Source organism: Rhodoferax saidenbachensis (genome assembly GCF_001955715.1).
GTDB classification, from domain to species: domain Bacteria; phylum Pseudomonadota; class Gammaproteobacteria; order Burkholderiales; family Burkholderiaceae_C; genus Allorhodoferax; species Allorhodoferax saidenbachensis.
The window spans coordinates 3,327,279-3,340,879 of record NZ_CP019239.1 but is presented as its reverse complement, the minus strand read 5'-3'; the positions used below and the strand labels follow the sequence as shown (position 1 = coordinate 3,340,879).

Sequence of the window (13,601 nt, the reverse complement as noted above, 5' to 3'; positions counted from 1 at the left end):
GTTGCAATCTGATTAAAGCCCAGCGCTCCGGCATCGGCGGTCAGGGGTTTCCACTAGTCAAAAGTAATGCTTTGTTGCGCTGCGGTAACATCGTTCTCCTGCCAAAGTACACCCGATGAACGCCCCCACCTCGCTCAATCACCTCCTGTCGGCTGCTGGCGCTGCGCCGCATGTGCACGAACGCATTCGCGAAATCCCCTACAACTACACCTCCTTTTCCGACCGCGAGATCGTCATTCGCCTGTTGGGTGCGTCTGCCTGGGAGCTGCTGAACCAACTGCGTGGTGAGCGTCGGACCGGTCGCTCGGCACGCATGCTGTATGAAGTGCTGGGTGATGTCTGGGTGGTACAACGCAACCCCTATTTGCAGGATGACCTGCTGGACAACCCCAAGCGCCGCCGTTTGCTGGTCGATGCGCTGCAGCACCGCCTGACCGAGGTGGAGAAGCGCCGTACCCCGGAGGCTGATCCTGAGCGCGACGCCATGGTAGGCACGCTTCTGGTGGCCGCACGCGCTGCCGTGAAGGCTTTTGACGCGGCTTTTGTCGAAGTGGCCGCGCTGCGCAAGAAGACGCAAAAACTGCTGAACCGCCTCACCGCCAAGGACAACATCAAGTTTGACGGCCTGAGCCGCGTGTCCCACGTGACCGATGCAACCGATTGGCGCGTGGAGTACCCGTTTGTGGTGCTGACGCCCGATTCGGAAGAAGAAATGGCCGGTCTGGTCAAGGGTTGTATTGACCTGGGCCTGACCATCATTCCGCGTGGCGGCGGTACGGGTTATACCGGCGGTGCGATTCCGCTGACCTGGAAAAGCGCGGTGATCAACACCGAAAAGCTCGAAGCCATGACCGAGGTGGAGATGAAAACGCTGCCCGGTATGGACCGCGAAGTGGCAACCGTCTGGTCCGAGGCGGGCGTGGTAACGCAGCGCGTGGCCGATGCGGCCGAGCGCGGCGGGTTTGTGTTTGCCGTTGATCCGACATCGGCCGAGGCTTCGTGTATCGGCGGCAATATCGCCATGAACGCGGGCGGCAAAAAAGCCGTGCTGTGGGGCACGGCGCTGGACAACCTGGCCTCGTGGCGCATGGTGACGCCGCAGGCTGAATGGCTGGAAGTGACACGTATCAACCACAACATGGGCAAGATCCATGACGTGGACGTTGCCAGCTTCGAGCTGCAGTATTTCAAGGCGGACGGCAAGACGCCGATCCGCACTGAGCGGCTGGACATTCCTGGCTCCACCTTCCGTAAAGAGGGTTTGGGCAAAGACGTCACCGACAAATTCTTGAGCGGCTTGCCGGGCATCCAGAAAGAGGGCACAGACGGTCTTATCACCAGTGCGCGCTGGGTGGTGCACCGTATGCCGTCGCACACGCGCACCGTGTGCCTGGAGTTCTTTGGCCATGCCCGCAACGCCGTGCCCAGCATCGTCGAGATCAAGGATTTCATGTTTGCCGAGCAGAAGCGCTCTGGCGTGCTGCTGGCCGGGCTGGAACATTTGGATGACCGTTACCTGAAGGCGGTGGGCTACGCGACCAAGAGCAAGCGTGGCGGTCTGCCCAAGATGGTGCTGGTCGGTGACATCGCCGGTGACGATGCCGATGCCGTGGCCCGTGCCACGTCCGAAGTGGTGCGCATTGCCAACTCGCGCAGTGGCGAAGGTTTTATCGCTATCAGCCCCGAGGCGCGCAAGAAATTCTGGCTGGACCGCAAGAAAACTGCGGCTATCAGCAAACACACCAACGCGTTCAAGATCAATGAAGACGTGGTGATCCCGCTGCCGCGCATGGCCGAGTACACGGATGGTATTGAGCGCATCAATATCGAGCTGAGCCTGCGCAACAAGCTGGCGCTGTGCGATGCACTGACCGAGTTTTTGGCCCAAGGCAATCTGCCGTTGGGCAAGGTGGACGATGCAGTTCCCGCAGCCGAGCTGCTGGAAGACCGTGTGTCGCAGGCGCTGGCATTGGTCCAGCAGGTGCGCGGGCAGTGGCAAGGCTGGCTGGACCAGGTGGACCCGCTGTTCCCGCAGTTGCAGGAGCATTCGCTGCGTGCCAGCTGGAAGACACAACTACGTGCGCCGCTACAGGACATCTTTACGGGTGGTGCGTTCGAAGCCATCCTCAAAGAGTGCAGCAGCATTCACCAGCGCGTGCTCAAAGGCCGCGTTTGGGTGGCCTTGCACATGCACGCCGGTGACGGCAATGTGCATACCAACATCCCGGTCAATAGCGACGACTACGACATGCTGCAAGCCGCCCACGGAGCGGTCAAGCGCATCATGGCGCTGGCGCGTTCGCTGGATGGCGTGATCTCGGGCGAACACGGCATTGGCATCACCAAACTGGAGTTCTTGAGCGACGCCGAGTTGCAGCCGTTCATCGACTACAAGGCCCGGGTGGACCCGGAAGGGCGCTTCAACAAAGGAAAATTGCTACGAAATCAGGAGCTGCCTGCGCAAGCAGGACGAGGGCTAGAGGCCAATTCGGCTCATAATCCCGTGCAAATCTATGCCGATCTGACCAACGCCTACACACCGTCGTTCGGCCTGATGGGGCATGAGTCGCTGATCATGCAGCAGAGCGATATTGGCGATATTGCCGATTCGATCAAAGACTGCCTGCGCTGCGGCAAGTGCAAGCCGGTGTGCGCGACGCACGTGCCACGCGCCAACCTGCTGTACAGCCCGCGCAACAAGATCCTCGCTACCTCCCTGCTGGTGGAGGCCTTCCTCTACGAGGAGCAGACGCGCCGTGGTATCTCGATCCGCCACTGGGAAGAGTTTGAAGACGTGGCCGACCACTGCACGGTTTGCCACAAGTGTGAATCGCCGTGCCCGGTGAAGATTGACTTTGGTGACGTGACGATGAACATGCGCAACCTGTTGCGCAAGATGGGCAAGAAGTCGTTCCGCCCCGGCAATGCTGCGGCGATGTTCTTCCTGAACGCGACGAATCCGGAGACCATCAAGCTGATGCGTGCCGGCATGGTTGGCATAGGCTTCAAGGCACAACGTCTGGCCAACCAGGTATTGCGCCTGGCTGCGCGCAAACAGACGAACAAGCCTCCGTCAACGGTGGGTACGGCCCCGATCAAAGAGCAGGTGATCCACTTCATCAACAAGAAGATGCCCGGCGGTCTGCCCAAGAAGACGGCCCGTGCGCTCCTGGACATTGAAGATGCGGATTACGTGCCCATCATCCGCAACCCGAAAACGACCACAGCCGAAACCGAGGCCGTGTTCTATTTCCCCGGTTGTGGCTCTGAGCGGCTGTTCAGCCAGGTCGGCTTGGCGACGCAAGCCATGCTGTGGCATGCCGGTGTGCAAACCGTGTTGCCGCCGGGCTACCTGTGCTGCGGCTACCCGCAACGCGGGTCCGGTCAGGCCGACAAGGCCGAGAAGATCATCACCGACAACCGTGTGCTGTTCCACCGCGTGGCCAACACGCTGAACTACCTAGACATCAAAACGGTGGTGGTCAGTTGCGGCACGTGTTACGACCAGTTGCAGGGCTACGAGTTCGACAAGATATTCCCGGGTAGCCGCATCATCGACATCCACGAATACCTGCTGGAAAAGGGCATCACGCTGGTGCCGGACGGCGGCGCAGGCACAGGCTACCTGTACCACGACCCTTGCCACACGCCGATGAAGCTGCAGGACCCGATGAAGACGGTCAAGGCCTTGGTGGGCGATGCGGTGCTCAAGAGCGAGCGCTGCTGCGGCGAAAGCGGCACGCTGGGCGTGACCAGGCCTGATATTTCCACGCAAATCCGTTTCCGCAAGGAAGAAGAGTTGCGCAAGGATGAAACGGCTTTGCGTGCACTGACGGCGCCTGCCGGTAGCGAAGGGCCCGCAAAAGGCAACATCAAGATTCTGACCAGCTGCCCAAGCTGCCTGCAGGGTTTGAGCCGCTACGGCAATGATCTCAGCAACGGTTTGCTGGAGGCGGACTACATCGTGGTGGAGATGGCCAACCAGATTCTGGGCAAGGAGTGGCTGCCCGAATACGTGCAGACCGCGAATGCCGGTGGCATTGAGCGCGTCCTGGTGTGAACAGGCTGTAACAAGGCATGGCCCGCGTCCTGTGCGTCTGGGAGCAGGGATCGAATCTGGGGCATCTCAGCAACCTGCGCGCGCCCATCCAGGCGGCGCAGGATCTGGGCCATGAAATCACGCTCGTAGCGCGCGAGCTGCACCGCATTCCCGAAGTCATGTCGGGTTTGCGCTTTGGCCTGATGCAGGCGCCTTTCAAGCAATTTGTGCCCAAGGTCGACGCCACGGCCATCCAGTGTTACGCGCAGTTGCTCGCCATTCAGTGTTTTTCCTCGCCCCAGGAGTTGTTGCTCTATGTGCGTGCCTGGCGGGCGATTTTTGATTTGCTGCGCCCGGACATTGTTTTCTTTGAGCACAGTCCTACGGCGCTGGTGGCTGCCTGGACCTATGGATTCCGCAAGGTTCTGGTCGGCTCAGGTTTCGACATTCCCCGCACGGATGTGCTGGAGGCGCCATTACAAGCCTTCCCCACCGCCCCGCGCACAGCGGAAGCGATGGAGCAACTGCGTACCGTAGATCAGCAGGTGCTGGAGCTGATCAACCAGGTCCATGCTGTTCAGGGGGGGCAAGCCATGCCCAGGCTGGGGGCCTTGTATGCCCAGGCCGAGGCCCAGTGCCTCATGACCTGGCCTGAGATGGACTGTTTTGGCCCGCGCCCAGGCATTCACTACTTGGGCCGAGAGGGCCTGCAGAAGCAACCCGCCCCCGAATGGCCTGCCGGAACAGGGCCAAAGGTTTTTGGCTACCTGAGCAATTTCACAGGTTTGGAGTTCTTGCTGCAGGCACTGCAAGCCGCCCAGGTTTGTGTGTTGTTGTTTGTGCGCGACATTTCAGAGGAGCTGCGCAGCCGGTACACGGGGGCCGGTCTGGCGTTCACCAGTCACCTGGTCGATCTCGCCCAGGTGACGGCGGAAGCGGACTGGGTTGTGCACCATGCCAACCACGGCACCAGCGCCACTTTTTTGCTGGCCGGCTTGCCTCAGTTGGCGATACCGCTGCACCAAGAGCAACTTTTCAATGCCTTGCGCCTGGTTGGGCAGTCCTGCGCCCTGCTGGCGTACCAGGACCAGGCGAATTATGGGGAGGCAGTGGCGGCCATGTGCCAGCGCACTGATTTGCGTGCAGCAGCCAAATCTGTCCAAGAGGCCTGCAAATTGCAGGAAAGCGGCCGATCCGTGGAGTATTTCCGTGGAATTTTGGGCTAACTATGATTAAATTCTGCTTTGCAGCATTTGGTTACATCTGGCCCCGCTGCACAGGAGTAGCGCCATGGGTTCAAAAGCCTCACTCAATCACGTTTACCGCACTGTATGGAACCGCGCCCTGGGCGCCATGGTTGCCGTTGCGGAGAATACCAGTAGCCACGGTGGGGGCGGCAGTGTTTCACTAGTCAGTGCGGGAGGCAGCTACGGAGTCGCGACACCACTGGCCTTGGCATTGGCGGTAGCGCTTGCTTGGGGCGCAGGGGCGAGAACCGCATGGGCGAATCCGACTGGTGGCGTCGCCGTTGTAGGTCAGGCGACCATGACCACGGATGGAAACAAGCTGACCGTCACCACGCAAAACGGCGCAGGCGGCAACTATTCTTCCATCAACTGGCAAAGTTTTTCAATTCCTGCGGGGAGTACAACGCACTTCCTGCAGCCGAATGCAACCAGCACTTCCATCAACCGTGTCGTTACAAACACGCCATCGTTGATCTTTGGCACATTGAGCAGCAACGGCAATTTGGTTCTGGTGAATCAATCCGGGATCACGGTCGGTGCTGGCGCGATAGTGGACACTGCCGGCTTCACGGCTTCTACCATGCGTATGACCGATGCCGACGCGATGGCTGGTCGCATGCGGTTTGGTGATGCCATTTCATCGGCGGGCAAGTTGTCGGTGGATGGAAATGTGCTGGCGCGTAGCGGCGATGTGGTGTTGTTGGGCGGCACAGTGGAAGTGGGCAAGAATGCCCTGATTCAAGCGCCCAATGGAAGCACTATCCTGGCGGCGGGTCAGCAGATCGAAATTACTGCGCGCGGCCTGGAGGGCATCTCGTTGCAGTTGCAGGCACCCGAGAATTCGGTCATTAATTTGGGGAAACTGAACGGCGATGCTGTGGGTATTTTTGCCGGCACGCTCAAACACAGCGGTGTGATTCAGGCCAATGCGGTCAGCACCGAGGGCGGCAAGGTCGTACTCAAGGCCATTGACAAACTTTCCATTGACGGATCCGTACAAGTGGCCGCATTAGGACAAAAAGGCGGCAGCATCCTTGCCAGTGCCAAACATGTCAAGCTGGATAGCACGGCCTTGCTGGACGCCAGTGGCGCGCTCGGCGGTGGCGAGGTCTTGGTAGGCGGCGGGTACCAGGGCAAGGACGCCCGGCTGGACAATGCGCAGACCACGGATATTGCTGCGGGAGTGCAACTGAAGGCGGATGCGCTGGTGAACGGTGATGGTGGCACAGTGGTCGTTTGGGCGGATGGCGCGACACGGTACCTCGGATCTCTGAGCGCACGTGGCGGCGCGTTGGGAGGCAATGGCGGCGTGGCCGAAGTGTCCGGCAAGCAGTATCTGGACTTTCGGGGAACAGTGGATTTGACGGCCGCCCATGGAAAAAAGGGCAGTTTGCTGCTGGATCCAACCAACATCATTATCGGAGGCTGCGCAGACATCGATAACTCCGTAGCTTGCGGCTATGGTGGCTCGGATATCAGCGACAGTACCAATTGGAGCGACTATTCGTCTGTCACGAACAGTTATATCACCGCGAACCAAGTGGGCTATTTGTTGGAATACGCGGACGTCACTTTGGCCGCCACCAACGACATTACGCTCAATAGCAATATCTCGACTTATGGTGCCAGCAACGCTGCCACGACGCTGACGCTGAATGCTGGTCACAACATCGTTTTTGGCGGCTCGCATCGAACCATAGAGTCGTATTCAAACGCTTTGAATGTGTCATTGAACGCTGGTAATGCCATCGCAACGGGTGGATACGGTGCATCCATTTATAGCAGGGGTGGAAATATCAGTCTGACTGCCGGTTCGGGTGGTGTTGGTTCCGGTGCGATGTCGCAAATGGTTTTGGATTCGGGCCGAAACGATGGCTCGGCTGGAAATATAAGCATTACCTCAGGTGGTGTGGTATTCACTGACACTCTCTCCGCGAATGGCTACGGTGGAGGCGTTGTGAGTATTTCTGGTACGCAAGTGAGTACCGGAGCAATATCTGCTAAAGGTGTGGACGGTGATAGTTATGGGGCCCAGGCCAACGGTTACAACGGAGGCAGCGTAACCATTACCGCGAGCGGTGCGGTCAGTGTTGGCGGCATAGATGTGACGGGTGGTGTCGGCTATGACAATGGTTATTCCCCAACCAGTGGTGGCAAGGGCGGAGCCGTGACGGTGAGCGGAGGTTACGGCACCAACGTGGGTACCCTCAATGTCGGTGGTGGCTATGGTGGCTATGGTGGGGCTACCGGCAGTGGTGGTAGCGCATCCGTCACCTTGAGTTCCGGGAACATCGTGTACGGTTCCAATGTGACCATTAATGGCGCCAACTCCATTGCATTGGCTGCGCTTAATGGGGCCATTAGCGGAAATGGCATTACTGCTGCTAGCCTGAGTACGTTATCCAAAACAGGCACTAACCTCAGTGGCAACTCGGTCAGCGCCTTTTCGGGCACCGTGACCGGTAGTGGCAATCTCACGTTTTACAACAATGATTCTGAAAGCCCCGCTGCCTTGACTGTTTTGGGCGTGAGTGTTGCCAATGGCGATGTGTTGCTGGATAACTATGGTGGAGTCACAACTACCGGAAAAGTGTCTGCGAGTGGAGCCGTGAGTATTGCGGCACACAGCCCCCTCACGATTGGTGCGGGTGGCATCACCGCGGGCGGCGGTATCACGCTTGGGGCATCCACCGACTTGACGTTAAACGGTGTCATCCAGTCCACAGGCGCCGGCATTTCTTTCAATGCTGGCGGTAACCTGGTGCAAAACAGCGGTGTGATTGCCGCTGCAGGCGTGAGCGCCACGGCGGGGGGCTCAATCACCTTTGGCTTCAACGCGTTCAGCTCGGGCAATCCTGTGAGCTATACAGATGTGAACGGGGCCGTTACCGCGCCTGCTGTTCCACTCAGTGCGGTCGTGAGTCCTGGTGGCGCGGTGTCCGATTTTCTGGATCAGTTCTTGGCGGCCGTAGACCAACAGCAGACTTTCAGTGATGACCCGTTTGACCCGCGCAATCGCAGCCAGGACGCACTGGTCGTAGAAGGACAGATATGCACGCCGTAAGTTTGCGCCTTCTGGCTGCCACGGGCGCTTTGCTTGTCTTGTGCGTTTGGCAAAGTGCTTGGGCCCAGGCGGCTGGGGAGGTGGAGTTTGCGCGCGGCGCCGGGTTTGCACAAAGCCAGGGCCAGGCACCCCGCGCCCTTGGCAAGGGCCTCTCTCTGAAAGAGGGCGACCGTTTGACCACGGCGGAAGGCTCGACGGCCATTTTGAAATTGCAGGACGGTACCCGCATGACCTTGCGGCCCAATTCTGAACTGATTGTCCAGACTTACCAGTTCAAGGAAAGTACGCCCGAGAGCAATAACATGGTGATGCAACTGCTGCGCGGCGGTTTTCGCGCGGTGACTGGCCTGATTTCCAAAGGTTCGCCCAATGCGGCCAAGGTGCAAACCGCGACTGCCACCATAGGCATACGTGGCACCGATTTTGATGCCCGCCTGTGCGGACCGGAGTGCAAGGCCGAAGCCGCCCGCGTGACGGAAAAGCCCCGCGTGAATGCCGTTTTGGCGAGCGCCAAGTTGGCTGCCTCGCAAGGTGAAACCTATGCCACGGATACCCAGGGAACGCGCCGGCGCGTCGTGGATGGTGGCAGCGTGTACCCGGGGGATGTGGTGGAAACAGGTTCCGGTGCGCGCGGCGTATTGGTTTTTCGCGATGACAGCCGCCTGACCTTGGGCGCCAACTCGCAGTTTCGTGTCGACTCTTTTCTTTTTGACGAAAAGAACCCTGCCGACGGAAAGTTTTTGGTATCGCTTCTGCGCGGCTCCATGCGCGCGCTTACAGGCTTGATTGGCAAGGCCAACAATCGCAATGTGAGTTTTGCAACGCCCACGGCGACGGTTGGTATTCGCGGTACGGGACTGGACCTGGATTGCGGTAGCTCGGCCGCCTGCAGTTTTTTCACTTGGTTGGGCACGATCGAGGTCACCCCGCAGGGCCAATCGGCGTTGCAGGTCTTGCAGGCGGGGCAGGGTCTGTTTGTGGGGCCTGGTGGCATTCGCCCAATTACGTCGTCCACTCTGGAAAATCTCCCCAGACCCGATTCAGTTCCCGTCAACCTGAACCAGTTGTTTTCGGGCGGCGGCGTGTCGCCCGATGAAGAGGGCTTGTTTGTCTATGTGCGCGACGGCCACATCGAAGTGACCTCGTCCAGTGAAACGCTGCAACTGGGGCGTGGTGAAACCGGGTATGCCGGTAACGACGGGCGTACCGGTCGGCCCGAGACCATGCCTCTGTTCATTCAATTTGATACCGTTCCCATGCCCAACTCCAGCAATCCGCTCTTGATGAATCTGCTCAACGATATGGGTGTGGGTGCTGGCAAGATGTGCCGTTAGGAACAGCATGCAGAGCTTGATGAAACGCCCCCTTCAACGAACCGTGGCCGCATGGATGGCGGCTGCAGCGCTCCAGGCAATGGCACAACAGCAAGGAGTGCCGGCCGCTACCGGTGCCAGCACCCAGTTCCGCATCAGCGGTTTCGAGCTGACAGGCGATATCCCGTTGAGCCAGGATGAGACGACGCGGATATTGGCGCCGTTCATCGTGCCCCAGGCGAGCTTGGACACTCTGCAAAAAGCATCGGCCGCCCTGGAGGCCGCACTCAAGGCCAAGGGTTATGCACTGCACCGTGTGTCCCTGCCCGCCCAGGAACTGGGCGGCAAGGTGACCTTGGCCATTGTCAAATTTGTGATTGGCAAGATCACGCTGGAAGGCAATGCGAATTTTTCTGACACCAATGTGCGGGCCAGCGTGCCGGAATTGCGTGAAGGAGAAACGCCCAACTTCAAGATCCTCGCGGTGCAAACAGCCATTGCCAACGAGAACCCGTCCAAGCAGGTGCAGGTCACCGTGAAAGAGTCGGACGAGGCTGACAAGATTGATGCCAAGATTTCAATCAAAGATGTCAGACCCTGGAATGCCTCCGTCAATTGGGCCAACACCGGCTCCAACTCGACTGGCAACGACCGCCTGACGGTAGCACTGGGCCATGTCAATCTGTTAGACCGGGACCACCAGCTCTCAGTGGCCTACACGACCTCGCTGGAGCGCTCCGAGACCGTGAAACAACTCGGTTTGAACTACCGTATACCGCTGTACCAACAGGGCGGCGTTGTCGGTGTGAGCTATACCAATTCGGATGTGATCGGTAATTTCGGCAGTTTCACAAGTTCGGGTGCCGGGCAGACTTATGGCGTAAATTACAGCCTCTATATGCCTCCCGAGGGTGGCAACCGCCGGTATTGGACCGTGTCGCTGGATGAAAAACAATTCGATGCCAGCAAGATCAACGGCGTGGTCATTCCCGGCCAGTCCGATCGGGGGAGCCGCCCAGTCACGCTGGGATACACCTCGCGCATGGAGTCAGACACCTCCATCTGGAGTTACAACGCCGATGTGGCCTTCAACTTGCCGGGCAGCAGTGGCAATAACCTGAGCGCCTACAAGACCGAAGATGCGCGTATTGGCACGGTGAACTGGAGCGTGCTGCATGCTGGTGTCAGCTACCTCGCGCCCCTGCCTGGCGGCTGGTTGTGGAGTGCCCGGGCGCAGGTGCAGTACTCAGGTGATGCGCTGATTGCGGGCGAGCAATTCGGGCTTGGGGGCGCGACTTCCGTGCGCGGCACTGGGGAGCGCATGATCTCCGGGGACAACGGCGGTATCGTTAATCTGGAAGTCAGCACCTTCGAGTTCAGGCCCGGTTTGCGCTTGGTGGGTTTCGTGGATGCCGGCTGGCTCAACAGCAACAACACGGCAGCCGGCACGGCTGGCAAGCTCGCAATGGACCAATTGGCCAGTGCGGGCCTGGGCCTGCGTTTCAACAGCCCTTCTTTCAACCTCTCGGCCGAATGGGGGCATATCACCAGTGGCGCAACCCAACCCGTGGGAGGCAACCCAGCCCTGCCCAAAGCGGGTGACGAGAAGCTGCATGTCAGCGTGACGGCACGGTTCTAGGCCATTCCCTACAATCTGCCCATGGCAGGTTTACAAGCAGGGTCGCCTACTCCACAGGCGTTGACAGTGCATCACCAATCGCGGGTACTGGAAATCAGTTTCTCCGATGGCGCGCAGTTTCGCATTCCCTTTGAGTTGATGCGTGTGTATTCGCCGTCTGCGGAAGTGCAGGGCCATGGCCCGGGTCAGGAAACCCTGCAGACCGGCAAACGCCTGGTAGACCTCAATGGTCTGGAGCCCGTGGGCAACTACGCGGTGCAGCCGGTCTTTTCAGACGGGCATGACACCGGCATCTTTTCCTGGGACTACCTGTACTTTCTGGGTTCCGAACAGGAGCGCCTCTGGCAGGAATATGCGCAGCGGTTACAGGCTGCGCAGCTGGATCGTGATGCCGCCATGCCTGCGAAGGGTGGCCACAACTGTGCCAGCCACTGATGAAGTGCTACATATTTAATAGCTGTTTGCGCACATTCCATAAGGGCTAGGAGCCCATTTCACCTAAAATTACGACATGACTACAACCCATTTTGGATTCCGGTCGGTGGACGAAGCCGAAAAGGCCCGCCATGTGCGCAGCGTGTTTGACTCGGTCGCGCCCAAATATGACTTGATGAACGACCTGATGTCTGCCGGTCTGCACCGTGCCTGGAAGGCCTACACCGTGATGGTGGCCAACCTGCAGGAAGGCCAGCGTGCATTGGACATTGCGGGCGGCACCGGTGATCTGGCGCTGGCGTTTTCCAAGAAGGTCGGCAAGAGCGGGCAGGTGGTGCACACCGATATCAACGAAGCCATGCTGTCCACCGGGCGTAACCGCCTGCTGGATGCGGGCGTGGTCTTGCCCACCCTGGTGTGTGACGCAGAAAAGCTGCCGTTCCCGGACAACTATTTCAACGTGGTTAGCGTGGCATTTGGCCTGCGCAACATGACCCACAAGGATGTGGCATTGGCAGAAATGCAACGCGTACTGAAGCCTGGTGGCAAGTTGTTGGTGTTGGAGTTTTCCAAGGTGGCGGCACCGCTGGAGAAAGCGTACGACTGGTATTCGTTCAAGGTACTTCCTAAACTGGGCAAGTTGATTGCCGGTGACGATGCGAGTTACCGCTACCTGGCAGAGTCCATTCGCATGCATCCGGGGCAGGAAGAGTTAAAGGCCCTGATGCACAAAGGTGGATTCGGACATGTGGACTATCACAACTTGACTGGCGGTATTGCGGCATTGCATGTTGGAATCAAGTGTTGAGTAACGGCTTTTTGGAGTGATCATGAAATTGTGGACCCTGGTTTTTGCGGTGGCGCTGACGCTTTTCGGCTTGAATGCGGAGGCCGCAAAACGCATGGGCGGCGGCATGTCTTTCGGCAAGCAGTCCAGCAACGTGACCCAGCGTAACGCCACACCTCCCGCACCGGCGGCCCCTGCGCAGCAGGGCATGGCTAACGCGGCTCCCAAGCCTGCTCCCGCAGCAGCTCCTGCGGCGCCCAAGCGCCCTTGGGGTGCCATGCTGGGTGGCCTGGCTGCGGGCCTGGGCCTGGCGTGGCTGGCCAATTCTTTGGGTATGGGTGAGGCGTTTGGCCAAATCATCATGTTCGCTTTGCTGGCCATGGTGGTCATGGCAGCCGTGGGATGGTTCCTGCGCAATCGCAAGCCTGCGGCAAGCCCTGCATCGCCTTTTGCATTTCAGGGGGCTGGCAACTTGCCTATGGCCGACGCCAAACCCTACCGCGCCGAGAATGTAGGCAACGATGCGTCCGCACGCCCTTGGGAGCGCAACAGCATGGCGTTTGAAGCGCCTGGCGCGTCTGCCGGACAGTCGGGCTCGATGATCGGGTCTGCGCTCATGGGCTCGCAAACCTGGGGCGTCCCCGCAGGTTTTGACAGCGAAGGTTTCCTCAAGGCGGCCAAGGCCAACTTCGTGACCCTGCAAGCCGCGTGGGACCGCTCGGACATTCCGGCCTTGCGCGCCATGATGACGGACGACATGCTCAAAGAAATCCAGACCCAACTGGCGGAGCGTGAAACCCATACCGGCAGTAGCCCCAACCACACCGATGTGGTGATGATTGAAGCCCGTCTGCTCGGTATCGAAGAACTGGCTGGCGAATACATGAGCAGCGTGGAGTTCTCCGGCATGATCCGCGAAGAGCCATCAGCAGGCCCCAGCCCGTTCCGCGAAGTCTGGAACATGACCAAGCCCAAGAGCGGCGGCAATGGCTGGCTGGTCGCGGGCGTGCAGGCGCTGCAGTAACTATCCAAGAGCAGCAATGCGGCATGCGCGCCGCATCTTCTGGGGAATAATGG

At 59.3% G+C, this 13,601-nt stretch carries 8 protein-coding genes; all 8 read left to right on the top strand.

Translation table 11 applies throughout. The features are described from left to right. Positions 1-115: 115 nt before the first annotated feature. Entirely contained in the window at positions 116-4,060 is a 3,945-nt protein-coding gene (locus RS694_RS15900) for a DUF3683 domain-containing protein (RefSeq protein ID WP_029709815.1), read from the top strand. 17 nt (positions 4,061-4,077) lie between these two features. Next, on the top strand, positions 4,078-5,265 hold the full coding sequence (locus RS694_RS15895) for a glycosyltransferase (RefSeq protein WP_029709813.1): 1,188 nt from the start codon (positions 4,078-4,080) through the stop codon (positions 5,263-5,265). 64 nt (positions 5,266-5,329) lie between these two features. After that, on the top strand, positions 5,330-8,350 hold the full coding sequence (locus RS694_RS15890; protein ID WP_076069812.1) for a two-partner secretion domain-containing protein: 3,021 nt from the start codon (positions 5,330-5,332) through the stop codon (positions 8,348-8,350). Further along, positions 8,338-9,684 carry a FecR family protein gene (locus tag RS694_RS15885; protein WP_076069810.1) on the top strand — a complete coding sequence of 449 codons (1,347 nt, stop codon included), beginning with the start codon at positions 8,338-8,340 and terminating at the stop codon, positions 9,682-9,684. The genes RS694_RS15890 and RS694_RS15885 overlap by 13 nt, the downstream gene beginning before the upstream one ends. A gap of 19 nt (positions 9,685-9,703) precedes the next feature. Then, positions 9,704-11,302 (top strand): ShlB/FhaC/HecB family hemolysin secretion/activation protein, encoded by a 1,599-nt coding sequence (locus RS694_RS15880; RefSeq protein ID WP_161631565.1) that lies wholly within the window; start codon positions 9,704-9,706, stop codon positions 11,300-11,302. 21 nt (positions 11,303-11,323) lie between these two features. Beyond that, positions 11,324-11,737 (top strand): gamma-butyrobetaine hydroxylase family protein, encoded by a 414-nt coding sequence (locus RS694_RS15875; protein ID WP_029707796.1) that lies wholly within the window; start codon positions 11,324-11,326, stop codon positions 11,735-11,737. 76 nt (positions 11,738-11,813) lie between these two features. Further along, a complete protein-coding gene (gene ubiE / locus RS694_RS15870; RefSeq protein ID WP_029707794.1) occupies positions 11,814-12,545 on the top strand; it encodes a bifunctional demethylmenaquinone methyltransferase/2-methoxy-6-polyprenyl-1,4-benzoquinol methylase UbiE in 732 nt (243 codons plus the stop codon). A 19-nt stretch (positions 12,546-12,564) separates the two neighbouring features. Then, positions 12,565-13,548: a Tim44 domain-containing protein gene (locus tag RS694_RS15865; protein ID WP_037247329.1), complete on the top strand. Its 984-nt coding sequence runs from the start codon at positions 12,565-12,567 to the stop codon at positions 13,546-13,548. Positions 13,549-13,601: the final 53 nt, after the last annotated feature.

Excerpts from the sequence above, each read along its gene's own strand:
- RS694_RS15900 (WP_029709815.1), top strand. The coding sequence starts at position 116 with ATGAACGCCCCCACCTCGCTCAATCACCTCCTGTCGGCTGCTGGCGCT.
- RS694_RS15885 (WP_076069810.1), top strand. The coding sequence starts at position 8,338 with ATGCACGCCGTAAGTTTGCGCCTTCTGGCTGCCACGGGCGCTTTGCTT.
- ubiE (WP_029707794.1), top strand. The coding sequence starts at position 11,814 with ATGACTACAACCCATTTTGGATTCCGGTCGGTGGACGAAGCCGAAAAG.
- RS694_RS15890 (WP_076069812.1), top strand. The coding sequence starts at position 5,330 with ATGGGTTCAAAAGCCTCACTCAATCACGTTTACCGCACTGTATGGAAC.
- RS694_RS15875 (WP_029707796.1), top strand. The coding sequence starts at position 11,324 with ATGGCAGGTTTACAAGCAGGGTCGCCTACTCCACAGGCGTTGACAGTG.
- RS694_RS15895 (WP_029709813.1), top strand. The coding sequence starts at position 4,078 with ATGGCCCGCGTCCTGTGCGTCTGGGAGCAGGGATCGAATCTGGGGCAT.
- RS694_RS15880 (WP_161631565.1), top strand. The coding sequence starts at position 9,704 with ATGAAACGCCCCCTTCAACGAACCGTGGCCGCATGGATGGCGGCTGCA.